Source organism: Micromonospora sp. HM134, assembly GCF_007833915.1.
Classification (GTDB): Bacteria; Actinomycetota; Actinomycetes; order Mycobacteriales; family Micromonosporaceae; genus Micromonospora; species Micromonospora wenchangensis.
Genome location: NZ_CP041061.1, coordinates 6,644,957 through 6,670,670, shown reverse-complemented (window position 1 = coordinate 6,670,670; position 25,714 = coordinate 6,644,957). Strand labels below are relative to the sequence as shown.

Annotated in this window: 31 protein-coding genes; all 31 read left to right on the top strand. The window is 68.5% G+C overall.

Going from position 1 to position 25,714, the window contains the following annotated elements:
• Positions 1-189: 189 nt before the first annotated feature.
• The 31 genes from rplJ to rplO all read left to right on the top strand — a co-directional run bounded on the left by rplJ (position 190) and on the right by rplO (position 25,564).
• Positions 190-738, top strand: a complete 549-nt coding sequence (gene rplJ, locus FJK98_RS28965) for a 50S ribosomal protein L10 (protein WP_088644793.1) — start codon at positions 190-192, stop codon at positions 736-738.
• 53 nt (positions 739-791) lie between these two features.
• Positions 792-1,181: a 50S ribosomal protein L7/L12 gene (gene rplL, locus FJK98_RS28960; protein WP_088644794.1), complete on the top strand. Its 390-nt coding sequence runs from the start codon at positions 792-794 to the stop codon at positions 1,179-1,181.
• A 591-nt stretch (positions 1,182-1,772) separates the two neighbouring features.
• Entirely contained in the window at positions 1,773-5,204 is a 3,432-nt protein-coding gene (locus tag FJK98_RS28955) for a DNA-directed RNA polymerase subunit beta (RefSeq protein WP_145921756.1), read from the top strand.
• Between the two features lie 81 nt (positions 5,205-5,285).
• Entirely contained in the window at positions 5,286-9,176 is a 3,891-nt protein-coding gene (locus FJK98_RS28950) for a DNA-directed RNA polymerase subunit beta' (protein WP_145921755.1), read from the top strand.
• Between the two features lie 112 nt (positions 9,177-9,288).
• Positions 9,289-9,657, top strand: coding sequence for a hypothetical protein (locus FJK98_RS28945; protein WP_145921754.1), 369 nt, complete (start codon positions 9,289-9,291; stop codon positions 9,655-9,657).
• 617 nt (positions 9,658-10,274) lie between these two features.
• A complete protein-coding gene (locus FJK98_RS28935; protein WP_145923052.1) occupies positions 10,275-10,646 on the top strand; it encodes a DUF4190 domain-containing protein in 372 nt (123 codons plus the stop codon).
• Between the two features lie 475 nt (positions 10,647-11,121).
• Positions 11,122-11,496, top strand: a complete 375-nt coding sequence (rpsL, locus tag FJK98_RS28930; protein WP_007465318.1) for a 30S ribosomal protein S12 — start codon at positions 11,122-11,124, stop codon at positions 11,494-11,496.
• A 1-nt stretch (position 11,497) separates the two neighbouring features.
• Positions 11,498-11,968 carry a 30S ribosomal protein S7 gene (gene rpsG / locus FJK98_RS28925; protein ID WP_088647009.1) on the top strand — a complete coding sequence of 157 codons (471 nt, stop codon included), beginning with the start codon at positions 11,498-11,500 and terminating at the stop codon, positions 11,966-11,968.
• 75 nt (positions 11,969-12,043) lie between these two features.
• A complete protein-coding gene (gene fusA, locus FJK98_RS28920; protein ID WP_145921753.1) occupies positions 12,044-14,140 on the top strand; it encodes an elongation factor G in 2,097 nt (698 codons plus the stop codon).
• Between the two features lie 220 nt (positions 14,141-14,360).
• Positions 14,361-15,554 carry an elongation factor Tu gene (tuf, locus tag FJK98_RS28915; RefSeq protein ID WP_088647007.1) on the top strand — a complete coding sequence of 398 codons (1,194 nt, stop codon included), beginning with the start codon at positions 14,361-14,363 and terminating at the stop codon, positions 15,552-15,554.
• Positions 15,555-15,908: 354 nt separating this feature from the next.
• On the top strand, positions 15,909-16,217 hold the full coding sequence (gene rpsJ / locus FJK98_RS28910) for a 30S ribosomal protein S10 (protein WP_007073037.1): 309 nt from the start codon (positions 15,909-15,911) through the stop codon (positions 16,215-16,217).
• 11 nt (positions 16,218-16,228) lie between these two features.
• The gene (gene rplC, locus FJK98_RS28905) at positions 16,229-16,894 is read left to right on the top strand and encodes a 50S ribosomal protein L3 (protein WP_088647006.1); all 666 of its coding nucleotides are present in this window, start codon (positions 16,229-16,231) and stop codon (positions 16,892-16,894) included.
• The gene (rplD, locus tag FJK98_RS28900) at positions 16,891-17,541 is read left to right on the top strand and encodes a 50S ribosomal protein L4 (RefSeq protein WP_145921752.1); all 651 of its coding nucleotides are present in this window, start codon (positions 16,891-16,893) and stop codon (positions 17,539-17,541) included. Before rplC ends, rplD begins: the two co-directional genes overlap by 4 nt.
• Positions 17,538-17,840: a 50S ribosomal protein L23 gene (gene rplW / locus FJK98_RS28895; protein WP_067301418.1), complete on the top strand. Its 303-nt coding sequence runs from the start codon at positions 17,538-17,540 to the stop codon at positions 17,838-17,840. The genes rplD and rplW overlap by 4 nt, the downstream gene beginning before the upstream one ends.
• 12 nt (positions 17,841-17,852) lie before the next feature.
• Entirely contained in the window at positions 17,853-18,692 is an 840-nt protein-coding gene (gene rplB / locus FJK98_RS28890) for a 50S ribosomal protein L2 (RefSeq protein ID WP_145921751.1), read from the top strand.
• Between the two features lie 12 nt (positions 18,693-18,704).
• On the top strand, positions 18,705-18,986 hold the full coding sequence (gene rpsS / locus FJK98_RS28885; protein ID WP_007073032.1) for a 30S ribosomal protein S19: 282 nt from the start codon (positions 18,705-18,707) through the stop codon (positions 18,984-18,986).
• Between the two features lie 40 nt (positions 18,987-19,026).
• Entirely contained in the window at positions 19,027-19,485 is a 459-nt protein-coding gene (gene rplV / locus FJK98_RS28880; RefSeq protein WP_088647002.1) for a 50S ribosomal protein L22, read from the top strand.
• Positions 19,485-20,357: a 30S ribosomal protein S3 gene (gene rpsC, locus FJK98_RS28875; RefSeq protein ID WP_088647001.1), complete on the top strand. Its 873-nt coding sequence runs from the start codon at positions 19,485-19,487 to the stop codon at positions 20,355-20,357. The genes rplV and rpsC overlap by 1 nt, the downstream gene beginning before the upstream one ends.
• A 3-nt stretch (positions 20,358-20,360) precedes the next feature.
• Positions 20,361-20,786: a 50S ribosomal protein L16 gene (rplP, locus tag FJK98_RS28870; protein WP_088647000.1), complete on the top strand. Its 426-nt coding sequence runs from the start codon at positions 20,361-20,363 to the stop codon at positions 20,784-20,786.
• Positions 20,786-21,022: a 50S ribosomal protein L29 gene (rpmC, locus tag FJK98_RS28865; protein ID WP_013288628.1), complete on the top strand. Its 237-nt coding sequence runs from the start codon at positions 20,786-20,788 to the stop codon at positions 21,020-21,022. The genes rplP and rpmC overlap by 1 nt, the downstream gene beginning before the upstream one ends.
• Complete coding sequence (rpsQ, locus tag FJK98_RS28860; RefSeq protein ID WP_088646999.1) at positions 21,019-21,300, top strand: 30S ribosomal protein S17; 282 nt, start codon at positions 21,019-21,021, stop codon at positions 21,298-21,300. The genes rpmC and rpsQ overlap by 4 nt, the downstream gene beginning before the upstream one ends.
• Before the next feature lie 100 nt (positions 21,301-21,400).
• Complete coding sequence (gene rplN / locus FJK98_RS28855; RefSeq protein WP_007073026.1) at positions 21,401-21,769, top strand: 50S ribosomal protein L14; 369 nt, start codon at positions 21,401-21,403, stop codon at positions 21,767-21,769.
• The gene (gene rplX, locus FJK98_RS28850; RefSeq protein WP_194821781.1) at positions 21,766-22,086 is read left to right on the top strand and encodes a 50S ribosomal protein L24; all 321 of its coding nucleotides are present in this window, start codon (positions 21,766-21,768) and stop codon (positions 22,084-22,086) included. Before rplN ends, rplX begins: the two co-directional genes overlap by 4 nt.
• Complete coding sequence (rplE, locus tag FJK98_RS28845; RefSeq protein WP_067301437.1) at positions 22,086-22,655, top strand: 50S ribosomal protein L5; 570 nt, start codon at positions 22,086-22,088, stop codon at positions 22,653-22,655. The genes rplX and rplE overlap by 1 nt, the downstream gene beginning before the upstream one ends.
• A 1-nt stretch (position 22,656) precedes the next feature.
• Positions 22,657-22,842, top strand: a complete 186-nt coding sequence (locus tag FJK98_RS28840) for a type Z 30S ribosomal protein S14 (RefSeq protein WP_007073023.1) — start codon at positions 22,657-22,659, stop codon at positions 22,840-22,842.
• Between the two features lie 96 nt (positions 22,843-22,938).
• Positions 22,939-23,346, top strand: coding sequence for a 30S ribosomal protein S8 (gene rpsH / locus FJK98_RS28835; RefSeq protein ID WP_067301438.1), 408 nt, complete (start codon positions 22,939-22,941; stop codon positions 23,344-23,346).
• A gap of 16 nt (positions 23,347-23,362) precedes the next feature.
• Positions 23,363-23,905: a 50S ribosomal protein L6 gene (gene rplF, locus FJK98_RS28830; RefSeq protein ID WP_145921750.1), complete on the top strand. Its 543-nt coding sequence runs from the start codon at positions 23,363-23,365 to the stop codon at positions 23,903-23,905.
• Positions 23,902-24,291, top strand: a complete 390-nt coding sequence (gene rplR / locus FJK98_RS28825) for a 50S ribosomal protein L18 (protein WP_088646997.1) — start codon at positions 23,902-23,904, stop codon at positions 24,289-24,291. Before rplF ends, rplR begins: the two co-directional genes overlap by 4 nt.
• A gap of 33 nt (positions 24,292-24,324) precedes the next feature.
• The gene (gene rpsE / locus FJK98_RS28820; RefSeq protein WP_088646996.1) at positions 24,325-24,939 is read left to right on the top strand and encodes a 30S ribosomal protein S5; all 615 of its coding nucleotides are present in this window, start codon (positions 24,325-24,327) and stop codon (positions 24,937-24,939) included.
• Complete coding sequence (rpmD, locus tag FJK98_RS28815; protein ID WP_088646995.1) at positions 24,939-25,121, top strand: 50S ribosomal protein L30; 183 nt, start codon at positions 24,939-24,941, stop codon at positions 25,119-25,121. Before rpsE ends, rpmD begins: the two co-directional genes overlap by 1 nt.
• Entirely contained in the window at positions 25,121-25,564 is a 444-nt protein-coding gene (gene rplO, locus FJK98_RS28810) for a 50S ribosomal protein L15 (protein WP_088646994.1), read from the top strand. The genes rpmD and rplO overlap by 1 nt, the downstream gene beginning before the upstream one ends.
• The last annotated feature ends 150 nt before the right edge of the window (positions 25,565-25,714 follow it).

The following is a 25,714-nucleotide window of genomic DNA, read 5'->3' as shown; positions in this document are numbered from 1 at the left end:
GGCGACCCGCGCAGGGCGGTAAGCGTAGTTCGGTTCCTCCCCGTGGTCCGCCGACCATGGTGATCGGCCCCGCCCTCGCCCCGCGCGCCCTGCGCCGGGGCTTTTTCGTTGTCGTGACGCCTCCGGCGCCGTCACCGAGCCCCGTGCTCCCCGACGGCGACCAGCTCCGAGTAACGAGAGAGGAGGGACATGGCGGACAAGCCGATCCGGGCCGACAAGGCCACGGCCGTCGCTGAGCTGACCGAGAGCTTCCGTACCTCGGGCGCCGCGGTGCTCACCGAGTACCGTGGTCTGACGGTTTCCCAGCTCACCCAGCTGCGGCGCTCGCTCGGCAAGGAGACCACCTACACGGTCGCGAAGAACACGCTGGCCAAGCGTGCCGCGACCGAGGCGGGCATCTCCGGCCTCGACGAGCTGTTCACCGGTCCTACCGCGCTGACTTTCGTTTCGGGCGACGTCGTCGAGGCGGCGAAGGGTCTTCGCGACTTCGCGAAGGCCAACCCGAAGCTCGTCATCAAGGGCGGTGTGTTCGAGGGCAAGGCCATTTCCGCGGCCGAGGTCACGAAGCTCGCCGACCTGGAGTCCCGTGAGGTGCTGCTGGCCAAGCTGGCCGGCGCGATGAAGGGCAACCTGAGCAAGGCCGCGGCCCTGTTCCAGGCGCCGCTCTCCAAGGCCGCCCGCGCGGCGGCCGCCCTGGCGGACAAGAAGCGCGAGCAGGAGGGCGCCGAGGCGGCCTGAGGCCTCCCGGCGCACCACGTTCTTAATTTTCATTGCGAGAAAGGACGCCAGACATGGCGAAGCTCAGCACCGACGAGCTGCTCGACGCGTTCAAGGAGATGACGCTGATCGAGCTCTCCGAGTTCGTGAAGCAGTTCGAGGAGACCTTCGAGGTCACCGCCGCCGCGCCGGTCGCGGTCGCCGCTGCGGGTGGTGCCGGTGGCGCCGCCGCCGCGCCGGTCGAGGAGGAGAAGGACGAGTTCGACGTCGTCCTGGAGGCCGACGGTGGCAAGAAGATCCAGGTCATCAAGGTCGTGCGTGAGCTGACCGGCCTGGGCCTCAAGGAGGCCAAGGACGCGGTCGAGTCCGCGCCGAAGGCGATCCTGGAGAAGGTCAACAAGGAGACCGCCGAGAAGGCCAAGGCCAAGCTCGAGGGTGAGGGCGCCAAGGTCACCCTCAAGTGACCTGGGGTCGACCCCTGCGGTCGACCGTGGCGCGTGTCCGGCTCGGGTGAGCCGCGGCACACCGCAAACTGAACGGGCGGTGATCCGACAGACGGATCACCGCCCGTCATGCTTGGTGACTCCGGGTATCAGTGGTGTGAGCAGGGTGTTCGCACTCGTGGTGCGACATGGCGGTGACGCCGTGGGTAGCCCGTCCGTGGGAAACCCGGCGAGCAGGCGCTTGGAGCCTCTTGACGCGGCCCCGGCCTGCCAGGCACGCTGACACCAGCAAGACCTTCCGCGCTTGCGACGGCCCCCTCTTGGGTAATGGCTGCGGCAGCACCAGCAGCCGTTCCACCCGAGCGGTCCGACAGGAACGTCGTGTTCCGAGCGGCCCGGTACGACCCCGTTCTCCGGGGTCCCGTGGCGCGTTCCGCGACGACCTGCGGGATGGGCTGGACAGCGGTTAGCCTCTCGGCTACACTGCTAGTTTGCGCTGCCTTCCGACTTGACCCCTGCTCGGAAATGTCCGGTTACGGATATTTCTGGTGGGGTCATTGGAGTGCACGCGTACCAGCCGTTCTGCAGCACCGGTCCTCGGAAGGACGCATCTTGGCAGCTTCCCGCCCTGCGAAGACCAGTCGTACGTCGAGCGCTTTCGCGCCCCGCCGAGTTTCTTTCGGCAGGATCACCGAACACCTCGAGGTCCCCAACCTCCTCGCCATCCAGAACGAGTCCTTCGACTGGCTCGTCGGCAACGAGGCTTGGCAGGGCCGGTCGGCGGACGACCCGCACGCACGCTCGGGTCTCGCGGAAATCCTCGACGAGATCAGTCCCATTGAGGACTTTTCCGGCACCATGTCGCTGTCCTTCTCGGCACCGCGCTTCGACGAGGTCAAGGCCTCGATCGAGGAGTGCAAGGAGAAGGACCTGACCTACTGCGCCCCGCTGTTCGTGACGGCGGAGTTCACCAACAACACCACCGGCGAGATCAAGAGCCAGACGGTGTTCATGGGTGACTTCCCGATGATGACGCCCAAGGGCACCTTCATCATCAACGGCACCGAGCGCGTCGTGGTCAGCCAGCTCGTCCGGTCCCCGGGCGTCTACTTCGACAAGCAGCCGGACAAGACCTCCGACCGCGACCTCTCCAGCGTCAAGGTCATCCCCAGCCGGGGTGCCTGGCTGGAGTTCGACATCGACAAGCGCGACACGGTCGGCGTCCGCATCGACCGCAAGCGTCGGCAGGCCGTCACGGTCCTGCTCAAGGCCATCGGTTGGTCCGCCGAGCAGATCCGCGAGAAGTTCGGCTGGTCCGAGCTGATGATGACCACGCTCGAGAAGGACCACATCGCCGGCCAGGACGAGGCTCTGCTCGACATCTACCGCAAGCTCCGCCCTGGCGAGCCGCCGACCCGCGAGAACGCCCAGACCCTGCTCGACAACCTCTTCTTCAACCCGAAGCGGTACGACGTCGCCAAGGTCGGTCGGTACAAGTTCAACAAGAAGCTCGAACTCGACGTGCCGATCACCACCGGCACGCTCACCGAGGACGACGTCGTCGCCACCGTGGAGTACCTCTGCCGGCTGCACGCCGGTGAGGAGGGCTACGAGGCCGACGACATCGACCACTTCGGCAACCGTCGCCTGCGTACCGTGGGCGAGCTGATCCAGAACCAGGTCCGGGTCGGTCTCTCCCGGATGGAGCGGGTCGTCCGCGAGCGGATGACCACCCAGGACGTCGAGGCGATCACGCCGCAGACCCTGATCAACATCCGCCCGGTGGTGGCGGCGATCAAGGAGTTCTTCGGTACGTCGCAGCTGTCCCAGTTCATGGACCAGACCAACCCGCTGGCGGGCCTGACCCACCGGCGGCGGCTGAGCGCGCTCGGCCCGGGTGGTCTGTCCCGGGAGCGGGCCGGCTTCGAGGTCCGTGACGTGCACCCGTCCCACTACGGCCGGATGTGCCCGATCGAGACGCCGGAAGGCCCGAACATCGGCCTGATCGGCGCGCTGTCCACCTTCGCCCGGGTCAACCCGTTCGGCTTCATCGAGACGCCGTACCGGAAGGTCGTCGAGGGTCGGGTCACCGACCAGATCGACTACCTGACCGCGGACGAGGAGGACCGGTTCGTCAAGGCCCAGGCCAACGCGCCGCTCAAGGCCGACGGCACGTTCGCCGAGGACCGGGTGCTGTGTCGCCGTAAGGGCGGTGAGACCGAGGACGTGGTCCCCGGTGCCGTCGACTACATGGACGTGTCGCCGCGGCAGATGACCTCGGTCGCGACCGCGATGATCCCGTTCCTGGAGCACGACGACGCCAACCGCGCGCTGATGGGCGCGAACATGCAGCGTCAGGCGGTGCCGCTGGTCAAGGCGGAGTCGCCGCTGGTCGGCACCGGCATGGAGTACCGTGCCGCGGTCGACGCCGGTGACGTGGTGGTGGCCGAGGTCGGCGGCGTGATCGAGGATCTCTGCGCCGACTACATCACCATCCACCAGGACGACGGCCACCGCCGGACGTACCTTCTGCACAAGTTCCGCCGCTCCAACGCCGGCTCCTGCGTCAACCAGAAGCCGGTCGTCTTCGAGGGCGACCGCGTCGAGGCCGGCCAGGTCATCGCCGACGGTCCGTGCACCGACGAGGGCGAGATGGCGCTCGGACGCAACCTGCTGGTGGCGTTCATGTGCTGGGAGGGTCACAACTACGAGGACGCGATCATCCTGTCGCAGCGCCTCGTGCAGCAGGACGTGCTCACCTCGATCCACATCGAGGAGCACGAGGTCGACGCCCGGGACACCAAGCTCGGCCCGGAGGAGATCACCCGGGACATCCCGAACGTCAGCGAGGAGATGCTCGCCGACCTCGACGAGCGCGGCATCATCCGGATCGGCGCGGAGGTCGTCCCCGGCGACATCCTGGTCGGCAAGGTCACGCCGAAGGGCGAGACCGAGCTGACCCCGGAGGAGCGGCTGCTGCGCGCGATCTTCGGCGAGAAGGCCCGGGAGGTCCGGGACACCTCGCTGAAGGTGCCGCACGGCGAGACCGGCACGGTCATCGGGGTGCGTACCTTCTCCCGCGAGGACGGCGACGAGCTGCCGCCGGGCGTCAACGAGCTGGTCCGGGTGTACGTCGCCCAGAAGCGCAAGATCCAGGACGGCGACAAGCTCGCCGGCCGGCACGGCAACAAGGGTGTCATCTCGAAGATCCTGCCGATCGAGGACATGCCGTTCCTGGAGGACGGCACCCCGGTCGACATCGTGCTGAACCCGCTGGGTGTGCCGTCCCGGATGAACATCGGCCAGGTCCTGGAGACCCACCTCGGGTGGGTGGCCAAGACCGGCTGGAGCGTGGACGGCGACGACACCGAGTGGAAGCGTCAGCTCCGCTCGATCGAGGCGCACGAGTCCGAGCCGGACACCAACGTGGCCACCCCGGTCTTCGACGGTGCCCGCGAGGAGGAGATCTCCGGTCTGCTCGCGTCGACCCTGCCCAACCGGGACGGCAAGCAGCTGATCGGGTCCTCCGGTAAGGCGCAGCTGTTCGACGGTCGTTCCGGCGAGCCGCTGCCCGACCCGATCGCGGTCGGCTACATCTACATCCTGAAGCTCAACCACCTGGTCGACGACAAGATCCACGCCCGGTCGACCGGGCCGTACTCGATGATCACGCAGCAGCCGCTGGGTGGTAAGGCGCAGTTCGGTGGCCAGCGCTTCGGTGAGATGGAGTGCTGGGCCATGCAGGCGTACGGCGCCGCCTACGCCCTGCAGGAACTGCTGACCATCAAGTCCGACGACGTCCTGGGCCGGGTCAAGGTCTACGAGGCGATCGTCAAGGGCGAGAACATCCCGGAGCCGGGCATCCCGGAGTCGTTCAAGGTGTTGCTCAAGGAGCTCCAGTCGCTGTGCCTGAACGTCGAGGTGCTCAGCAGCGACGGGGTGGCCCTGGAGATGCGCGAGACCGACGACGAGGTGTTCCGGGCCGCGGAGGAGCTGGGCATCGACCTGTCCCGGCGCGAGCCGAGCTCGGTCGAAGAGGTGTAAGTGGTGCGGGTCGGGGGCCGGCTGTCCGGCTCCCGACCCCGCCCGTGATCTAGCTGTAAAGACGACGACATAGGGGACATAGTGCTCGACGTCAACTTCTTCGACGAGCTGCGCATCGGCCTCGCGACCGCGGACGACATCCGTCAGTGGTCGCACGGTGAGGTCAAGAAGCCCGAGACGATCAACTACCGCACCCTCAAGCCGGAGAAGGACGGGCTCTTCTGCGAGAAGATCTTCGGCCCTCAGCGGGACTGGGAGTGCTACTGCGGCAAGTACAAGCGGGTCCGGTTCAAGGGCATCATCTGTGAGCGTTGCGGCGTCGAGGTGACCCGCTCCAAGGTCCGTCGTGAGCGGATGGGGCACATCGAGCTGGCCGCTCCGGTGACCCACATCTGGTACTTCAAGGGCGTGCCGAGCCGGCTGGGCTACCTGCTGGACCTCGCCCCCAAGGACCTCGAAAAGATCATCTACTTCGCCTCGTACGTCGTGACGAGCGTTGACGCCGAGGCGCGTCACCGTGACCTCTCGACGATCGAGAACGAGATCCTCGCCGAGAAGCGGCAGTCCGAGAACAGCCGCGACTCGGAGATCGAGAAGCGGGCCGCCAAGCTGGAGGCCGACCTGGCCGAGCTGGAGGCCGAGGGCGCCAAGGCGGACGTCCGGCGCAAGGTCAAGGAGGGCGGAGAGCGCGAGATGCGCCAGATCCGCGACCGGGCCCAGCGCGAGATCGACCGCCTCGACGAGGTCCTCGACACCTTCCGCAAGCTCGACTCCAAGCAGCTGGTCACCGACGAGCTGCTCTACCGCGAGCTGCGTGACCGGTTCGGCGAGTACTTCACCGGTGGCATGGGCGCCGAGGCGATCAAGGCGCTGGTCCAGAACATGGACCTCGACGCCGAGGCCGAGAGCCTGCGCGAGACCATCCGCTCCGGCAAGGGCCAGCGCAAGATCCGTGCGCTCAAGCGGCTGAAGGTCGTCGCGGCGTTCCTGAACACCCGCAACTCGCCGCTGGGCATGGTGTTGGACTGCGTCCCGGTCATCCCGCCGGACCTGCGCCCGATGGTGCAGCTCGACGGTGGCCGCTTCGCGACCTCCGACCTGAACGACCTGTACCGCCGTGTGATCAACCGGAACAACCGGCTCAAGCGGCTGATCGACCTCGGCGCGCCCGAGATCATCGTCAACAACGAGAAGCGGATGCTCCAGGAGGCCGTCGACGCGCTGTTCGACAACGGCCGTCGCGGCCGGCCGGTCACCGGCCCGGGTAACCGCCCGCTCAAGTCGCTGTCCGACATGCTCAAGGGCAAGCAGGGCCGGTTCCGGCAGAACCTGCTCGGCAAGCGCGTCGACTACTCGGGCCGTTCGGTCATCGTGGTCGGCCCGAAGCTGAAGCTGCACCAGTGCGGCCTGCCCAAGCAGATGGCGCTGGAGCTGTTCAAGCCGTTCGTGATGAAGCGGCTGGTCGACCTCAACCACGCGCAGAACATCAAGTCCGCCAAGCGGATGGTCGAGCGGCAGCGCCCGGTCGTGTGGGACGTGCTGGAAGAGGTCATCGGCGAGCACCCGGTGCTGCTCAACCGCGCGCCGACGCTGCACCGCCTGGGCATCCAGGCCTTCGAGCCGCAGCTGGTCGAGGGCAAGGCGATCCAGATCCACCCGCTGGTCTGCACCGCGTTCAACGCCGACTTCGACGGTGACCAGATGGCGGTGCACGTGCCGCTGTCGGCCGAGGCCCAGGCCGAGGCGCGGATCCTGATGCTGTCGTCGAACAACATCCTCAAGCCGGCCGACGGCAAGCCGGTCACCATGCCCACCCAGGACATGGTCATCGGCCTCTACCACCTCACCCACCTGACCCCGGGCGGGGTCGGCGAGGGCCGGGCGTTCAGCTCGGACGCTGAGGCGCGGATGGCGTTCGACGCGGGCGAGCTGCACCTGCAGACCCCGGTCAAGATCCGGCTGCGGGACGTGATCGGTGTCGACAACGGCAACGGCGCGGAGCCCTGGGTCGCCCCGGAGGGCTGGGTCGAGGGTGAGCCGCTGACCGTGGAGACCACGCTCGGCCGGGTCCTGTTCAACGAGACGCTGCCGCAGGGCTACCGCTTCGTGAACTACGAGATCCGCAAGGGCCAGCTCTCCGCGATCGTCAACGACCTCGCCGAGCGCTTCCCCAAGGTGGCGCTGGCCGCCACCCTGGACGGGCTCAAGGAGGCCGGCTTCCACTGGGCCACCTGGTCCGGCGTCACCATCGGTATGGAGGACGTCATCGCTCCGCCGCGCAAGCGGGAGATCCTGGAGCGGTACGAGAAGGAAGCCGACCGGATCGACAAGCAGTACCAGCGTGGTCTGATGACCGCCGAGGAGCGTCGCGGCGAACTCATCGAGATCTGGACCAAGGCGACCAACGAGGTCGCCAAGGAGATGGACACCGCGCTGCCGCAGGAGAACCCGCTGTGGAAGATGATCAACTCGGGCGCCCGCGGTAACCTGCTCCAGCTCCGGCAGATCGCGGCGATCCGTGGTCTGGTGGCCAACCCGAAGGGCGAGATCATCCCGCGACCCATCAAGGCGTCGTACCGGGAGGGTCTGTCCGTGCTGGAGTACTTCATCTCCACGCACGGTGCCCGTAAGGGTCTGGCCGACACCGCGCTGCGTACCGCCGACTCGGGTTACCTCACCCGTCGTCTGGTGGACGTCTCGCAGGACGTCATCATCCGCGAGGAGGACTGCGGCACCGACCGGGCGATCCCGATGCAGATCGGCGAGCGTCTGGAGGGTGGCCGGCTGGTCGTCCACGAGCACGCCGAGACCAGCGTGCACGCCCGTACCCTGGCCGACGACATCAAGGGGCCGGACGGCACCGTGGTGGCCCACCGGGGTCAGGACATCAACTCCATCGGGGTCGACAAGATCGTCGCCGCCGGGGTGGAGACGGTCCGGGTGCGCAGCGTGCTCACCTGCGAGTCGAAGCTGGGCGTCTGCGGTGCGTGCTACGGCCGTTCGCTGCCGACCGGCAAGACCGTGGACGTCGGCGAGGCGGTCGGCATCATCGCCGCCCAGTCGATCGGTGAGCCGGGCACCCAGCTGACGATGCGTACCTTCCACACCGGTGGTGTCGCGGGTGAGGACATCACCCAGGGTCTGCCGCGTGTCCAGGAGATCTTCGAGGCCCGTATCCCGAAGGGCAAGGCGCCCATCGCCGACACCCCGGGCCGGATCCGGATCGAGGACGGCGAGCGGTCCCGGAAGATCATCGTGGTGCCGGACGATGGCAGCGACGAGATCGTCTACGACAAGATCTCCAAGCGGGTCCGGCTGCGGACCCACGACGGGGACCACGTCGAGGTCGGCGAGAAGCTCACCGAGGGCACCATCGACCCGCACGAGCTGCTGCGCATCCTCGGCCCGCGCGCGGTCCAGGTCCACCTGACCCAGGAGGTCCAGGAGGTCTACCGCTCGCAGGGTGTGCTCATCCACGACAAGCACATCGAGATCATCATCCGCCAGATGCTCAAGCGGGTGACGGTCATCGACTCCGGCTCGACCGAGTTCCTGCCGGGTGTGCTTGTCGACCGGGCGCTGTTCGAGTCGGAGAACCGCCGGCTCGTCGGCGAGGGTGGCGAGCCCGCTGCCGGTCGTCCGGTGCTGATGGGTATCACCAAGGCCTCGCTGGCCACCGACTCCTGGCTCTCGGCGGCCTCCTTCCAGGAGACCACCCGGGTGCTGACCGACGCGGCGATCAACTCGCGCAGCGACTCGCTGGTCGGCCTCAAGGAGAACGTGATCATCGGTAAGCTCATCCCGGCCGGTACCGGCATCAGCAAGTACCGCAACGTCCGGGTCGAGCCGACCGAGGAGGCGAAGGCCAAGGTCTACTCGATGACCGGCTACCCGGAGACCGACTACGGCTTCGGGCCGGCCAGCGGGCAGGCGGTTCCGCTGGACGACTTCGACTTCGGGTCGTACCGCTGAGCACCAGCTGACGAGGAAGGCCCCCGGCGTCGCGCCGGGGGCCTTCCTCGTTCCGGAGGCGTGCCCGCCGGGAAGTGTCCGGTACGGCCGGACGCCGGGCATGATGGTGGGCATGACGACCGCTGCGGGGCCGCTGCCGTTGGCGCACCAGCCACCACGTCATCCGCTCGACCCCGACCCGGTACGCGCCACCAAGGCACGGGCCGTCTTCGCGCTCGGGTTGATCGGGGCGTTGACCGGGCTCTTCGTCGGCGGGGTGGTGCCCGCCACGATCGCCCTCCAGTTGGCGCGGCAGGCCCGCCGGGAGGCGTACGCCTCGGGTGGGTTCCTCACCGGCGCGGCCTGGCTGCGGCGGGGGGAGCGGCTTGCCTGGGCTGGCCTGGTACTGGTCGCGGTCGCGGTGGTGACGCTTGTGGTGATCGGCGTGGTCCGGCTGGCCGGTTCCCCGTACGGGCAGGACTTCGCCCCGAACGTCGACTGACCCGTCGGGGTGATGATCCGGCAGGGGGCACCCACGGTGCGTGGCGGCGGTAGCCTGGCCGGTGTCCGTCGCGTGACGGTGGACCCACATCGCGACAGGAGGACCCCGTGACGGAACCGGCGTCGCCGTCGGGAGGCGACCCGGGCGGACCGCCCGTCGGCTCCCCGGAGCCGGCCGCGCCCGGCACCGACGCCGGGACGACCCGCCCGCCCGACCCGTGGGCCGTCAGCCCGTGGGGCGCGCCGTCCGGGCCCGGCCCGGTGCACGGCGCCGGCATCCCGCCGGAGGCCGCCCCCCTCGGGTACGCCCCGCCGCCGACGCCCGGCGTCGGCGGCGCGCCGTCGGGTGGCGGGCCGGCCAGCGCTGCACCGTTCGGTGGTGGGCCGCCGTCCAGTGGTGGGCCGTTCCCCGGGGGACCGCCCGCCGGGCCGCCGTCGTATCCGGGGTCGTCGCCGTACCCCGGCCCGGGCGGGGCGTATCCCGGGACGGTGGCGGCCGGGTCGTACCCGGGACAGCCGGCGGCCGGGACGGGCTGGCCGGCGTCGTCGGGGCACGGGCCGGGGCCGCTGCCCCCACCGCCGCCGGAGGCCCCGCGCGCTCCCAAGCGGGTCGACGCCGTGCCCGGCACCCCCTTCGGGGTGGTGCACCTGGACGTGCCGGCGGTCACCTCCGGTCCGGCGGTGGGCTCGTTGATCGCGGGGATCGGGTCGATCCTGGTGTCGTTCCTGGTGATCTGCTTCGGCGTCGGGGGAGCGCAGCTCGGCGGTGCCTGGGCGGCCGGCGCGTTCACCGTGCCGGGGGTGCTGGCCGGTACGGCGGCGATCGTCGCCGGGCTGCTGGCCCGCCGGCAGATCCGCCGGGCCGCGCCACCGCCGGCGGTGCGGTTCACCGGCCGGGGCCTGGCGACGGCCGGGATCAGCTGCGGCGGGGTGGGGCTGGTGCTCAGCCTGCTGGGCCTGGGGCTGGCGTTGCTGGTGCAGTTGGCGTGACCCCCGTCGCCCGGGGGTGACGGGCTGCGACGTACGGCAGCCGGTACACTGGACAGCCTAGGGGCCCGTCACGGGCGAGCAGGCAGGGCGCACGGCGCGACCGACGGAGTTCTGAGACCCGGCGGACCAGCCCGTTTTGACCTGCGAGGCTGTGGTAGGTACTCTTTCCCCTTGCGCCCGGGCATGCCCGGGCGACTCGTGCGTGCGCGGGATCCGGATTGATCCGGAGATCGAGCGGCCGTACGACACAGTCCACAGGACCCGGCGGGCGGACGACCACGCGCCGGTGACAGAAACCGGTGCCACCCGCGCGAGCGACGGCACCGGGACCGCGAACCGGGCGACACACCCGACCGCGGGTACCGGGACCGCCGCGAGGTGGACCCGGTCGGAATGTAGGAGAGCCGGCCATCAGGTCGGCTAACGAGCAGACGGCGCGGTCGCGTGACGCGGCCGAAGGGAGCGGAGAAACCCGGTGCCCACCATTCAGCAGCTGGTCCGAAAGGGCCGCCAGGCCAAGACGACCAAGACCAAGACCCCGGCGCTGAAGGGATCCCCTCAGCGGCGCGGTGTGTGCACCCGCGTGTACACCACCACCCCCAAGAAGCCGAACTCGGCGCTCCGCAAGGTCGCTCGTGTCAAGCTCAGCAGCCAGATCGAGGTGACCGCCTACATCCCGGGCGTGGGTCACAACCTTCAGGAGCACTCGATCGTGCTCGTTCGCGGCGGCCGGGTGAAGGACCTCCCCGGCGTGCGTTACAAGATCGTCCGCGGCTCGCTGGACACCCAGGGTGTCCGCAACCGCAAGCAGGCGCGCAGCCGGTACGGCGCGAAGAAGGAGAAGAGCTGACATGCCGCGCAAGGGACCCGCTCCGCGGAAGCCGCTGGTCGCTGACCCGGTGTACAACTCGCCGCTGGTCACCCAGCTGGTCAACAAGATCCTGATGCGCGGCAAGCGTCAGCTCGCCGAGCGCATCGTGTACGCCGCCCTGGAGGGGTGCCGCGAGAAGAGCGGCACCGACCCGGTCGTCACCCTCAAGCGCGCGATGGACAACGTCAAGCCGACCCTGGAGGTGCGCAGCCGCCGGGTCGGTGGCGCCACCTACCAGGTGCCGGTCGAGGTCCGTCCGGCCCGGGCGACCACCCTCGGTCTGCGTTGGCTGGTCACGTACTCCAAGGCCCGTCGCGAGAAGACCATGGTCGAGCGGCTGATGAACGAGCTGCTCGACGCGAGCAACGGTCTGGGTGCCGCCGTCAAGCGGCGCGAGGACACCCACAAGATGGCGGAGTCCAACAAGGCCTTCGCGCACTACCGCTGGTAACAGCCTGGTTCCGGCGCCGGACCGGCGCCGGAACCGCCACCGGTCGAGTCGAGACGACGATAAGTAGGGATTGAAGTGGCCGCCGCAGACGCGCTCGCCAACGTACGCAACATCGGCATCATGGCGCACATCGATGCCGGTAAGACCACGACCACCGAGCGGATCCTGTTCTACACCGGTATCACCTACAAGATCGGTGAGGTCCACGAGGGCGCTGCCGTCATGGACTGGATGGAGCAGGAGCAGGAGCGTGGTATCACCATCACCTCTGCTGCCACCAAGTGTGAGTGGAAGGGCCACACGATCCAGATCATCGACACGCCCGGTCACGTCGACTTCACGGTCGAGGTCGAGCGGTCGCTGCGGGTGCTGGATGGTGCGGTCGCGGTCTACGACGGCGTTGCCGGCGTGGAGCCGCAGACGGAGAACGTCTGGCGGCAGGCCGACAAGTACCACGTCCCGCGGATGTGCTTCGTCAACAAGCTCGACCGTACGGGCGCGGACTTCTTCCGCTGCGTGCAGATGATGATCGACCGGCTCAACGCCACCCCGCTGGTGCTCCAGATCCCGATCGGGCTCGAGGGCGACCACATCGGTGTCGTCGACCTGATCGGCATGCGCGCCCTCACCTGGCGCGGGGAGACCCAGAAGGGTGAGGACTACGCCATCGAGGAGATCCCGGCCGACCTGGCCGACTCCGCGGCGGAGTGGCGCGAGAAGCTGATGGAGACCCTGGCCGACGTCGACGACGCGGTGATGGAGAAGTACCTGGAGGGCGAGGAGATCTCCGTCGAGGAGATCAAGGCCGCCATCCGGCGGGCCACCATCGCCAGCAAGGCCAACCCGGTGCTGTGCGGCTCGGCGTTCAAGAACAAGGGCGTGCAGCCCATGCTCGACGCCGTGGTCGACTTCCTGCCGTCGCCGCTGGACGTGCCGGCGATCGAGGGCACCGCGACCGACGGCGAGACGCCGTTGCAGCGTAAGCCGTCGAAGGCCGAGCCCTTCTCCGGCCTGGCCTTCAAGATCCAGACCGACAAGCACCTCGGCAAGCTCACGTACGTCCGGGTGTACTCGGGCGTGGTCGAGACCGGCAACCAGGTGGTCAACTCCACCAAGGACCGCAAGGAGCGGATCGGCAAGATCTACCAGATGCACGCCAACAAGCGGGAAGAGCGCGGCTCGGCCCAGGCTGGCGACATCATCGCGGTGCAGGGTCTCAAGCAGACCACCACCGGTGACACCCTCTGCGACCCGGCGAACCCGGTCATCCTGGAGTCGATGACCTTCCCCGAGCCGGTCATCGAGGTCGCGATCGAGCCGAAGACCAAGGCCGACCAGGAGAAGCTCAGCACCGCCATCCAGCGGCTGGCCGAGGAGGACCCGACCTTCCGCGTCAAGCTGGACGAGGAGACCGGTCAGACGGTCATCGCCGGCATGGGCGAGCTGCACCTGGACATCCTGGTCGACCGGATGCGCCGCGAGTTCAACGTCGAGGCCAACATCGGCAAGCCGCAGGTGGCGTACCGCGAGACGATCCGCCGCAAGGTGGAGAAGATCGAGTACACCCACAAGAAGCAGACCGGTGGCTCCGGCCAGTACGCCCGCGTCATCGTGAGCATCGAGCCGCTGCCGCTGGACAACGAGTCGCCGACCTACGAGTTCGCCAACGCCGTCACCGGTGGCCGTATCCCCCGGGAGTTCATCCCGTCGGTGGACGCCGGTGCGCAGGACGCCATGCAGTACGGCATCCTGGCGGGCTTCCCGCTGGTCGGTGTCAAGCTGACCCTGCTGGACGGCCAGTACCACGAGGTCGACTCGTCCGAAATGGCATTCAAGATCGCCGGCTCGATGGTGATGAAGGAGGCGGCCCGCAAGGCCGACCCCGCGCTCCTCGAACCGATGATGGCCGTTGAGGTCACCACTCCCGAGGAGAACATGGGTGACGTCATCGGCGACCTCAACTCCCGCCGTGGCATCATCCAGGCGATGGAGGAGCGCAGCGGCGCCCGCATCGTGAGGGCCCTGGTGCCGTTGTCGGAGATGTTCGGCTACGTCGGCGACCTGCGGTCGAAGACCCAGGGCCGGGCAAGCTACAGCATGCAGTTCGACTCCTACGCCGAGGTGCCGCAGAGCGTGGCGAAGGAGATCATCGCCAAGGCGACGGGTGAGTGACGCTCACCTGCTGCTGATCCGGTGAGCCGGGGCCGGTCGCGGACGGGAGTCCCGCCCGCGACCACCTCGGTCGGGTTGTGTGAATCCGGGCCTGTAGGCTTCATCGCCGCAGAACCCACCAAGCTCTCCGGCCGTTGGCCGGAAAGGCTGTCGACAGAGTCCTAAGCGCCGTCCGGCGCGCCGGGGCGAGAAGAACCAAGAAGTCCACAGGAGGACACCAGTGGCGAAGGCGAAGTTCGAGCGGACTAAGCCGCACGTCAACATCGGCACCATTGGTCACATCGACCACGGTAAGACGACGCTGACGGCGGCCATCACGAAGGTCCTGCACGACCAGTACCCGGACCTCAACCCGTACACGCCGTTCGACGAGATCGACAAGGCGCCGGAGGAGAAGGCCCGCGGTATCACGATCTCGATCGCGCACGTCGAGTACCAGACCGAGGCGCGGCACTACGCGCACGTCGACTGCCCCGGGCACGCCGACTACATCAAGAACATGATCACCGGTGCCGCCCAGATGGACGGCGCGATCCTGGTGGTCGCGGCGACCGACGGCCCGATGCCGCAGACCCGCGAGCACGTGCTGCTGGCCCGTCAGGTCGGTGTGCCGTACATCGTCGTGGCGCTCAACAAGAGCGACATGGTCGACGACGAGGAGCTCCTGGAGCTCGTCGAGCTCGAGGTCCGCGAGCTGCTGTCGGCGCAGGAGTACCCGGGTGACGACCTGCCGGTCGTCCGGGTGTCGGCGCTGAAGGCCCTTGAGGGCGACCCCGAGTGGACCGGCCGCCTGCTGGAGCTGATGAACGCGGTCGACACCGCGATCCCGCAGCCCGAGCGGGAGACCGAGAAGCCGTTCCTCATGCCGATCGAGGACGTCTTCACGATCACCGGTCGTGGCACGGTCGTCACCGGTCGCGCCGAGCGTGGCGTGCTCAAGCCGAACGAGGAGGTGGAGATCGTCGGTATCCGCGAGAAGTCGCAGAAGACGGTCTGCACCGGCATCGAGATGTTCCGCAAGCTGCTCGACGAGGCCCGCGCGGGCGAGAACGTCGGTCTGCTGCTGCGTGGCATCAAGCGCGAGGACGTCGAGCGCGGCATGGTGGTCGTCAAGCCGGGCACCAGCACCCCGCACACGGAGTTCGAGGCGACGGTCTACATCCTCTCCAAGGAGGAGGGCGGCCGGCACACCCCGTTCTTCCAGAACTACCGCCCGCAGTTCTACTTCCGCACCACCGACGTCACCGGTGTCGTCACCCTCCCCGAGGGCACCGAGATGGTCATGCCGGGCGACAACACCACGATGGCCGTCAAGCTCATCCAGCCCATCGCGATGGAGGACAACCTCAAGTTCGCGATCCGCGAGGGTGGTCGTACGGTCGGCGCGGGTCGCGTCACCAAGATCATCAAGTGACCCAGGTAACCCCGATTAGCGTCGCCGCCGGTCGTGCGGCATACTAGTCAGGTTGCGTAACGACGGTTAGTCGCCCGTGTCCGGCGAAAGCTGGACCTCCGGGAAGACCAACAGTCGCGCGTAGGGTGGTTGATCGCCCCTGGCGGTCAACCACCCTCGCACGGCGTCCAGATCGCTGTGATGCGATCGGCGCCTTGACCCACCGCGTGGTCAGAGAGTCGCTCCGGAGTCCCGGGGCGGAGCCTGGTCCGAGGGCGCGACACGCCCGACCGCGGGGGTCGGCGAAGTGGGCCTGTGCCAGCCGGTACAGGTGCCCGCAACACAGCGGCATCGAGAGAAGGAACAGAAGCCACCATGGCGGGACAGAAGATCCGCATCCGGCTCAAGGCCTATGACCACGAGGTCGTCGACTCCTCGGCGCGGAAGATCGTCGAGACGGTGACGCGCACCGGGGCGCAGGTCGCGGGCCCGGTGCCGCTGCCCACGGAGATCAACCGTTTCTGCGTCATCCGCTCGCCGCACAAGTACAAGGACTCGCGCGAGCACTTCGAGATGCGTACGCACAAGCGGCTGATCGACATCATCGACCCGACCCCGAAGACGGTCGACTCGCTCATGCGCCTCGACCTGCCGGCTGGCGTCGACATCGAGATCAAGCTGTAGGGACCGGACAAATGGACAGGCAAGTCAAGGGGATCCTGGGCGCAAAGCTCGGCATGACCCAGGTCTGGGACAACAACAAGGTTGTCCCCGTGACCGTGGTTCAGGCCGGCCCCTGCGTCGTCAGCCAGGTTCGTAGCGCCGAGAAGGACGGTTACTCCGCGGTCCAGCTCGCCTACGGCACGATCGACCCGCGCAAGGCCAAGAAGCCGCTCGCCGGGCACTACGCCAAGGCGGACGTGGCGCCGCGCCGGCACATCGTCGAGCTGCGCACCACCGACGCCGCGGACTACTCGCTCGGCCAGGAGGTCACGGTCGAGGAGTTCCCGGTCGGCGTGGTCATCGACGTCACCGGCAAGACCAAGGGCAAGGGCTACGCCGGCCCGATGAAGCGGCACGGCTTCCACGGTCTGCGCGCCAGCCACGGTGTCGAGCGCAAGCACCGCTCGCCGGGCTCCATCGGCGCCTGCGCGACCCCGGGTCGCGTCTTCAAGGGCACCCGGATGGCGGGTCGGATGGGTGGCGTGCGCTACACCGTCCAGAACCTGACCGTCCAGGCGGTCGACACCGAGAACAACCTCCTGCTCGTCCGTGGTGCCATCCCCGGCCCCAAGGGCGCGCTGGTCCTGGTCCGCACCGCGGCCAAGACGAAGGCGAAGAAGGGCGGTGTGGCCAAGTGACCACCGTTGACGTCCTCAACGTCGAAGGCGCCAAGAGCGGCTCCGTCGAGCTGCCGGCCGACATCTTCGACGTCCAGGCCAACATCGCGCTGATGCACCAGGTCGTGGTGGCTCAGCTCGCGGCGGCCCGGCAGGGCACCCACAAGGCCAAGACCCGTGGCGAGGTCTCCGGCGGCGGCAAGAAGCCGTACAAGCAGAAGGGCACCGGTCGCGCCCGGCAGGGCTCGATCCGCGCGCCGCAGTTCGCCGGCGGTGGCGTGGTCCACGGCCCGGTGCCGCGCGACTACAGCCAGCGGACCCCGAAGAAGATGAAGGCCGCCGCCCTGCGTGGCGCCCTCTCCGACCGGGCCCGCGCCGGCCAGGTGCACGTCGTCGAGACCTTCGTCTCGGGCGAGAAGCCGTCGACCAAGGCGGCCCTGGCCACCCTGGCCAAGCTGACCGGGGCCCGGCGGGTGCTGGTCGTGCTGAGCAGCACCGACGAGCTGAACTGGGTGTCGCTGCGCAACGAGCCGCGGGTGCACCTGATCGAGTCCGGCCAGCTCAACACGTACGACGTGCTGGTGGCCGACGACGTGGTCTTCACCAAGGGCGCCCTGGACGAGTTCCTGGGCGTGCCCGCCGAGACCACCGAGGAGGGTGGCAAGTGAGCACGATCGCCGACCCGCGGGACGTCATCGTCGCGCCGGTCGTCTCGGAGAAGAGCTACAGCGAGCTGAACCGGAACTGGTACACCTTCCTGGTGCACCCGGACGCGAACAAGACCGAGATCAAGATCGCTATCCAGCAGATCTTCAACGTCCGCGTCCTGACGGTCAACACGCTCAACCGCCAGGGCAAGCGCAAGCGCACCAAGACCGGCTTCGGTCAGCGCAAGGCGACCAAGCGGGCGATCGTGAAGCTGGCTGACGGTGACCGTATCGAGGCCTTCGGCGGCCCGGTCAGCTGAGGGGTGTAGACAATGGCTATCCGTAAGTACAAGCCGACGACGCCGGGCCGACGCGGCTCCAGCGTCGCCGACTTCGCCGAGATCACCCGGTCCACGCCGGAGAAGTCCCTGCTGGCTCCGCTGCCGAAGAAGGGCGGACGCAACGCCCACGGCCGGATCACCGCCCGGCACCACGGCGGCGGCCACAAGCGGCAGTACCGGCTGATCGACTTCAAGCGGGTCGACAAGGACGGCGTGCCGGCCAAGGTCGCGCACATCGAGTACGACCCGAACCGCACCGCGCGCATCGCGCTGCTGCACTACGCCGACGGCGAGAAGCGCTACATCCTCGCGCCGAAGGACCTGAAGCAGGGCGACCGGGTCGAGTCCGGGCCGGGCGCCGACATCAAGCCGGGCAACAACCTGCCGCTGCGCAACATCCCGGTCGGTACCACCATCCACAACGTGGAGCTGCGTCCGGGCGGCGGCGCCAAGCTGGCCCGTTCGGCCGGCGTCGGCATCCAGCTGCTCGGCCGGGAGGGCGTCTACGCGACCCTGCGTATGCCGTCCGGCGAGATCCGGCGGGTCGACGTGCGCTGCCGCGCCAGCGTCGGCGAGATCGGCAACGCCGACCAGTCGAACATCAACTGGGGCAAGGCCGGCCGGATGCGGTGGAAGGGCAAGCGCCCGACCGTCCGTGGTGTCGCGATGAACCCGGTCGACCACCCGCACGGTGGTGGTGAGGGTAAGACCTCCGGTGGTCGCCACCCGGTGAACCCGCAGGGTAAGCCCGAGGGCCGCACCCGTCGTAAGGGCCAGCCGAGCGACCGGCTGATCGTCCGCCGCCGCTACGCCACGCGTAAGCGCGGCTGAGGGAGATAGAGCATGCCTCGCAGCCTGAAGAAGGGCCCGTTCGTCGACGACCACCTGCTCAAGAAGGTGGAGACGCAGAACGACAAGGGCTCGAAGAACGTCATCAAGACCTGGTCGCGCCGCTCGACGATCATCCCCGAGATGCTCGGGCACACGATCGCCGTGCACGACGGACGCAAGCACGTCCCGGTGTTCGTGACCGAGGCCATGGTCGGGCACAAGCTCGGCGAGTTCGCGCTGACCCGTACGTTCAAGGGTCACGAGAAGGACGACCGGAAGAGCCGCCGGCGCTGACGCCGCGGGCATACGGATAGAGGAACAAGGGGTTACAGCGATGCCAGGAAAGGGCGACGCTCCGGTGCTTCCGGGCGCGCGGGCGGTTGCGCGACACGTGCGCATCTCGCCGATGAAGGCGCGCCGGGTGGTCAACCTCGTCCGCGGCCTGCCCGCGAAGGAGGCGCTCACGGTGCTGCAGTTCGCGCCGCAGGCGGCGAGCGAGCAGGTGTACAAGGTGCTCGCGAGCGCGATCGCCAACGCGGAGAACAACGAGCGGCTGGACCCCGATGCGCTGCTCGTCAGCGAGGCGTTCGTCGACGAGGGCCCGACCATGAAGCGGTTCCGGCCGCGGGCGCAGGGCCGGGCTTACCGGATCCGCAAGCGCACCTGCCACATCACCGTGGCGGTCGAGGCGGTCGCGCCGGCCGCGCCGAAGAAGTCCGCGGCGAAGAAGGCGGCGCCGGCGCAGCAGGCCGAGCCCGCGGCGACCGAGAGCAAGACGGAGGGTGCCGAGTAATGGGTCAGAAGGTTCACCCCACTGGGTTCCGGCTCGGCATCTCGACCGACTGGAAGTCCCGCTGGTTCGCCGACAAGCTCTACAAGGACTACATCGGCGAGGACGTCAAGATCCGCCGGATGATGTCCAAGGGCCTCGAGCGGGCCGGCATCTCCAAGGTCGACATCGAGCGGACCCGGGACCGGGTCCGGGTCGACATCCACACCGCCCGGCCGGGCATCGTCATCGGCCGTAAGGGTGCGGAGGCCGACCGGATCCGCGGCGAGCTGGAGAAGCTCACCGGCAAGCAGGTGCAGCTGAACATCATCGAGGTCAAGAACCCCGAGTCGGACGCGCAGCTGGTCGCCCAGGGTGTCGCCGAGCAGCTCTCCAGCCGGGTCAGCTTCCGTCGGGCCATGCGCAAGTCGATGCAGTCGGCGATGAAGAACCCCGTCTGCAAGGGCATCCGGGTGCAGGTCTCGGGCCGTCTCGGCGGCGCCGAGATGAGCCGGACGGAGTTCTACCGCGAGGGTCGGGTTCCGCTGCACACGCTGCGGGCCAACATCGAGTACGGCTTCTTCGAGGCCCGTACCACCTTCGGCCGGATCGGCGTGAAGGTCTGGATCTACAAGGGCGACGCCGTGCCGGGCCGGGAGGCTCCGGCCGAGGCCGGTCCGTCCCGCCCGCGTCGTGGTGAGCGTGGCGACCGGCCCGAGCGGCCGCGTCGTGGCCGGTCGGGTTCGTCGGGTACGACCGCCGGCGGTACCGAGGCCGGCCGGGCTGCCGCGACCACCATCGCGCAGCAGGCCGAGACGCCGAGTGGCGAGCCGGTCGACAGCTCCGCTGTCGCCGCAGCCGCCACCCAGCCGGCAGAAACGCAGCAGGAGGGCTGACAGATGCTGATGCCGCGCAAGCCCCCGAAGGGCTTCCGCAAGCCGCACCACCCGGACCGCCACGGCGCGTCCAAGGGCGGTAACCGGGTGGTGTTCGGCGAGTTCGGAATCCAGGCTCTCGAGCCGGCGTACGTGACCAACCGGCAGATCGAGTCGGCACGTATCGCCATGACCCGGCACATCAAGCGTGGCGGCAAGGTGTGGATCACGGTCTTCCCGGACCAGGCCCTCACCAAGAAGCCGGCCGAGACCCGGATGGGTTCCGGCAAGGGCTCGCCCGAGTGGTGGGTCGCGAACGTCAAGCCGGGGCGGGTTCTCTTCGAGATGTCCTTCCCCAACGAGCAGATCGCGCGAGAGGCGATGCGTCGCGCGATCCACAAGCTCCCGATGAAGTGCCGCATTGTTACGCGCGAAGTGGGTGAATCCTGATGGCAGCGGGCGTCAAGCCCTCCGAGCTGCGTGAACTCTCCGAGGAGGAGCTGGTCACGAAGCTGCGCGAGGCCAAGGCGGAGCTGTTCAACCTCCGCGTGCAGGCCGCGACCGGTCAGCTGGACAACAACCGGCGGCTGCAGGTCATCCGTCGGGAGATCGCCCGGATCTACACGATCATGCGTGAGCGCGAGCTGGGTCTCTCGGCCGCGCCGACTGAGGTGACTGCATCATGAGTGAGACCGAGAACACCGCCACCACCGTGCGGGCCCGCCGTAAGGTCCGTGAGGGCCTGGTGGTCAGCGACAAGATGGACAAGACCGTCGTGGTCGAGGTCGAGGACCGGGTCAAGCACGCGCTGTACGGCAAGATCATGCGCCGTACCAGCAAGCTGAAGGTCCACGACGAGCAGAACGCTGCCGGCATCGGTGACCGGGTCCTGATCATGGAGACCCGGCCGCTGTCCGCCACCAAGCGTTGGCGGATCGTGGAGATCCTCGAGAAGGCCAAGTAGCGAAGGCTCGAGCTCGGCCGGTTTCGGTCGGGCGCAGGTTCCGCCAGGCTCCGGCCGTCCGCGAGGGCGGCCGGAGAACCGGCAGACATAGGAGATAGACGTGATTCAGCAGGAGTCGCGACTGCGCGTCGCCGACAACACGGGTGCCCGGGAGATCCTGTGCATCCGGGTTCTCGGTGGCTCCGGTCGGCGCTACGCGAGCATCGGCGACGTCATCGTGGCCACCGTCAAGGACGCGATCCCGGGCGCCGGTGTCAAGAAGGGCGACGTCGTCAAGGCCGTCGTCGTCCGCACCGCCAAGGAGAAGCGGCGGCCGGACGGCTCGTACATCCGTTTCGACGAGAACGCCGCCGTCATCATCAAGGACGGCGGGGACCCGCGCGGCACCCGTATCTTCGGCCCGGTGGGCCGCGAGCTGCGGGACAAGCGGTTCATGAAGATCATTTCCCTCGCGCCGGAGGTGTTGTGACCGTGAAGGTCAAGAAGGGCGACACGGTCATCGTCATCGCCGGCAAGGACAAGGGCGCCAAGGGCAAGGTCATCGCGGCCTACCCGCGGCAGGACAAGGTCCTCGTCGAAGGCGTGAACCGGGTCAAGAAGCACACCCGTGTCAGCACCACCCAGCGCGGCGCCAAGACCGGTGGCATCGTCACCCAGGAGGCCCCGATCCACGTCTCGAACGTGCAGGTCCTGGACTCCGACGGGAACCCGACCCGGGTCGGTTACCGGTTCGACGACAACGGCCAGAAGGTCCGCATCGCGCGTAGCACCGGTAAGGACCTGTGATGACCACGGCTACCGAAACCAAGACCCTGCCGCGCCTCAAGGAGCGGTACCGCAACGAGATCGTGGCCAAGCTGCAGGAGCAGCACAGCTACGGCAACCCCATGCAGGTGCCGCGGCTGGTCAAGATCGTCGTCAACATGGGCGTGGGCGAGGCCGCCCGCGACGCCAAGCTGATCGACGGCGCCGTCCGCGACCTGGCCACGATCACCGGGCAGAAGCCGCAGGTGCGGCGGGCCACCAAGTCGATCGCGCAGTTCAAGCTGCGTGAGGGCATGCCGATCGGCGCGAAGGTGACCCTGCGCGGCGACCGGATGTGGGAGTTCCTGGACCGGCTGCTGTCGATCGCGCTGCCGCGTATCCGTGACTTCCGCGGCCTGGACGGTCGCAAGCTGGACGGGCACGGCAACTACACGTTCGGCCTGACCGAGCAGTCGGTGTTCCACGAGATCGACCAGGACCGGATCGATCGCCAGCGGGGCATGGACATCACGGTGGTCACGACCGCCACGACCGACGACGAGGGCCGGGCGCTGCTCAAGCTCCTGGGCTTCCCGTTCAAGGAGAACTGAGATGGCCAAGAAGGCGCTGATCCTCAAGGCCGCCGCGAAGCCGAAGTTCTCGGTTCGCGCGTACACCCGCTGCCAGCGGTGCGGGCGTCCGAAGGCGGTCTACCGCAAGTTCGGCCTCTGCCGGGTGTGCATCCGGGAGATGGCCCACCGCGGTGAGCTGCCCGGCGTGTCCAAGGCTTCCTGGTAATAGCCCGGCGCGCTCCGCGCGTCAGCTGAACTGTCTCTTCGCCGTAGGCCCCGGGCCGTGCCCGGGGAACCCCGGCGAGAAAGGTTGACGAATTTCATGACGATGACCGACCCGATCGCAGACATGCTCACGCGTCTGCGGAACGCCAACCAGGCGTACCACGACCGGGTGACGATGCCCTACTCGAAGATCAAGGCGAACATCGCCGAGGTCCTCAAGGCCGAGGGTTACATCGCCACCTGGTTGGTCGAGGAGCCCGAGGAGGGCGCCGTCGGCAAGCGACTGGTCGTCGAGCTGAAGTACGGCCAGAACCGGGAGCGGAGCCTGGCCGGCATCAAGCGCGTGTCCAAGCCCGGTCTCCGGGTGTACGCCAAGTCGGACGGGCTCCCGCGGGTGCTCGGCGGGCTGGGCGTGGCGATCATTTCGACGTCCCAGGGGCTGCTCACCGACCGGCAGGCCCGCAAGCGGAGCGTTGGCGGGGAAGTCCTCGCCTTCGTCTGGTAACGGGAGACAGGTAGAAATGTCGCGTATTGGACGTAAGTCGATCTCGGTGCCCTCCGGCGTCGACATCACGATCGAGGGCCAGACCGTCAAGGTCAAGGGCCCGAAGGGCGAGCTGAGCCACACGCTCGCCGAGCCGATCTCCGCGGAGCGGGGCGAGGACGGGCAGCTGCACGTCAACCGGCCGAACGACGAGCGCAAGGCCAAGGAGCTGCACGGCCTGAGCCGTACCCTGGTCGCCAACATGATCGTCGGGGTGACCGAGGGCTACCGCAAGAGCCTGGAGATCGCCGGCACCGGTTACCGGGTCACCGCCAAGGGCAAGGACCTGGAGTTCGCGCTCGGGTTCTCGCACCCGGTCCTGGTGCAGGCGCCGGACGGCATCACCTTCACGGTGGAGCGGCCGACGCTGTTCCACGTGGCCGGCATCGACAAGCAGCAGGTCGGTGAGGTCGCCGCCAACATCCGGAAGATCCGCCCGCCGGAGCCCTACAAGGGCAAGGGCGTCAAGTACCAGGGCGAGGTCATCCGCCGCAAGGCCGGAAAGGCAGGTAAGAAGTGAGCGCCACGCTGCTCAAGCGCCGCCGCGGCGTCGCCGCCAAGCGCGCCGTCGGCCGTGCGCGTCGACACTTCCGGGTCCGCAAGAACGTCAGCGGCACCGCCGAGCGTCCCCGCCTGGTGGTCACCCGCTCGCTGCGGCACATCGTCGCCCAGATCGTCGACGACACCAAGGGTCACACCCTGGCGTCGGCCTCGACCCTGGACGCGTCGCTGCGCGGTGCGGAGGGCGACAAGAGCGCCCTGGCCGGCAAGGTCGGCAGCCTGCTCGCCGAGCGGGCCAAGGCCGCCGGCGTCTCCAAGGTCGTCTTCGACCGTGGTGGCAACCGGTACGCGGGGCGGGTCGCCGCGCTTGCCGACGCCGCCCGCGAAGCCGGGCTCGAGTTCTAGAAACCCCGTCACGAGAGATAAGGAAGGCTGCTGATGCCAGGTCAACAGCGCCGTGGCGGCGGGTCCGGTGGCAACGAGGGTGGTCGCCGCGACAACCGCCGTGAGGGCGGCCGCGGAAACGCGCCCGTCGAGAAGACCCCGCACCTCGAGCGGGTCGTCGCGATCAACCGCGTCGCCAAGGTCGTGAAGGGTGGTCGTCGCTTCAGCTTCACCGCCCTGGTGATCGTGGGCGACGGCGACGGCACGGTCGGCGTGGGCTACGGAAAGGCCAAGGAGGTGCCCGCGGCGATCGCCAAGGGCGTCGAGGAGGCCAAGAAGCACTTCTTCAAGGTGCCGCGGATCGGCCAGTCGATCCCGCACCCGATCCAGGGTGAGGCCGCGGCCGGTGTGGTGCTGCTCAAGCCGGCGTCCGCCGGTACGGGCGTCATCGCCGGTGGTCCGGTGCGTGCCGTGCTGGAGTGCGCGGGCATCCACGACGTGCTCTCCAAGAGCCTCGGCTCGTCCAACCCGATCAACATCGTGCACGCCACGGTGGCGGCGCTGAAGGGGCTCGAGTCCCCGGAGGCCGTCGCGGCCCGTCGTGGCCTGCCGGTGGAGGACGTCGCGCCGGCCGCCATGCTGGCGTCGCGGGCGGGGGTGGCGTCCTGATGGCACGCCTGAAGGTCACCCAGATCCGGTCCGAGATCGGGCGGAAGCAGAACCAGCGGCACTCGCTGCGTTCGCTCGGCCTGAAGCGGATCAATGACGTGGTGGTCAAGGAGGACCGTCCCGAGATTCGGGGCATGATCTTCACGGTCAGCCACCTCGTGAAGGTCGAGGAGGTCGAGTAATGACGATCAAGGTTCACCATCTCCGTCCGGCCCCGGGCGCCAAGACCGCGAAGACCCGGGTGGGTCGCGGTGAGGGCTCCAAGGGCAAGACCGCCGGTCGCGGCACCAAGGGCTCCAAGGCCCGCAAGAACATCTCGGCGGCGTTCGAGGGTGGGCAGATGCCCATCCACATGCGCCTGCCGAAGATGAAGGGCTTCAAGAACAAGTTCAAGGTCGTCTTCCAGGTGGTCAACCTGGACCGGCTCGCCGAACTGTTCCCCAACGGCGGCCAGGTCGGCCCGCTGGAGCTGGTCGAGGCCGGCGCGGTCCGCAAGGGCCACCCGGTCAAGATCCTCGGCACCGGCGACCTCGGCGGCGTGACCCTCCAGGTGTCGGCGCAGGCGTTCAGCGCGTCGGCCAAGGAGAAGATCACCGCTGCCGGCGGCTCGGTCACCGAGCTGTAGGTCAGGCAGACCATGGCGCCCGCTCAGTTCTTCGTGACTGGGCGGGCGCCCTGGTCTACCCGGAGCGTGTGCGCCGGGTAACATCGGATTCGGTTTATGTAGCCGGGCACACCTGCCCGGAGCGGGATCGGGCTGTTAGAGTCCCTTCCC

What these genes read in the sequence shown, in the direction of transcription:
- rplJ (WP_088644793.1), top strand. Translation starts at nt 190, where the DNA reads ATGGCGGACAAGCCGATCCGGGCCGACAAGGCCACGGCCGTCGCTGAG.
- rplL (WP_088644794.1), top strand. Translation starts at nt 792, where the DNA reads ATGGCGAAGCTCAGCACCGACGAGCTGCTCGACGCGTTCAAGGAGATG.
- FJK98_RS28945 (WP_145921754.1), top strand. Translation starts at nt 9,289, where the DNA reads ATGACGACCGCTGCGGGGCCGCTGCCGTTGGCGCACCAGCCACCACGT.
- rpsG (WP_088647009.1), top strand. Translation starts at nt 11,498, where the DNA reads ATGCCGCGCAAGGGACCCGCTCCGCGGAAGCCGCTGGTCGCTGACCCG.
- rpsJ (WP_007073037.1), top strand. Translation starts at nt 15,909, where the DNA reads ATGGCGGGACAGAAGATCCGCATCCGGCTCAAGGCCTATGACCACGAG.
- rplC (WP_088647006.1), top strand. Translation starts at nt 16,229, where the DNA reads ATGGACAGGCAAGTCAAGGGGATCCTGGGCGCAAAGCTCGGCATGACC.
- rplB (WP_145921751.1), top strand. Translation starts at nt 17,853, where the DNA reads ATGGCTATCCGTAAGTACAAGCCGACGACGCCGGGCCGACGCGGCTCC.
- rpsS (WP_007073032.1), top strand. Translation starts at nt 18,705, where the DNA reads ATGCCTCGCAGCCTGAAGAAGGGCCCGTTCGTCGACGACCACCTGCTC.
- rplV (WP_088647002.1), top strand. Translation starts at nt 19,027, where the DNA reads ATGCCAGGAAAGGGCGACGCTCCGGTGCTTCCGGGCGCGCGGGCGGTT.
- rpsC (WP_088647001.1), top strand. Translation starts at nt 19,485, where the DNA reads ATGGGTCAGAAGGTTCACCCCACTGGGTTCCGGCTCGGCATCTCGACC.
- rplP (WP_088647000.1), top strand. Translation starts at nt 20,361, where the DNA reads ATGCTGATGCCGCGCAAGCCCCCGAAGGGCTTCCGCAAGCCGCACCAC.
- rpmC (WP_013288628.1), top strand. Translation starts at nt 20,786, where the DNA reads ATGGCAGCGGGCGTCAAGCCCTCCGAGCTGCGTGAACTCTCCGAGGAG.
- rpsQ (WP_088646999.1), top strand. Translation starts at nt 21,019, where the DNA reads ATGAGTGAGACCGAGAACACCGCCACCACCGTGCGGGCCCGCCGTAAG.
- rplE (WP_067301437.1), top strand. Translation starts at nt 22,086, where the DNA reads ATGACCACGGCTACCGAAACCAAGACCCTGCCGCGCCTCAAGGAGCGG.
- FJK98_RS28840 (WP_007073023.1), top strand. Translation starts at nt 22,657, where the DNA reads ATGGCCAAGAAGGCGCTGATCCTCAAGGCCGCCGCGAAGCCGAAGTTC.
- rpsH (WP_067301438.1), top strand. Translation starts at nt 22,939, where the DNA reads ATGACGATGACCGACCCGATCGCAGACATGCTCACGCGTCTGCGGAAC.
- rplF (WP_145921750.1), top strand. Translation starts at nt 23,363, where the DNA reads ATGTCGCGTATTGGACGTAAGTCGATCTCGGTGCCCTCCGGCGTCGAC.
- rpsE (WP_088646996.1), top strand. Translation starts at nt 24,325, where the DNA reads ATGCCAGGTCAACAGCGCCGTGGCGGCGGGTCCGGTGGCAACGAGGGT.
- rpmD (WP_088646995.1), top strand. Translation starts at nt 24,939, where the DNA reads ATGGCACGCCTGAAGGTCACCCAGATCCGGTCCGAGATCGGGCGGAAG.
- rplO (WP_088646994.1), top strand. Translation starts at nt 25,121, where the DNA reads ATGACGATCAAGGTTCACCATCTCCGTCCGGCCCCGGGCGCCAAGACC.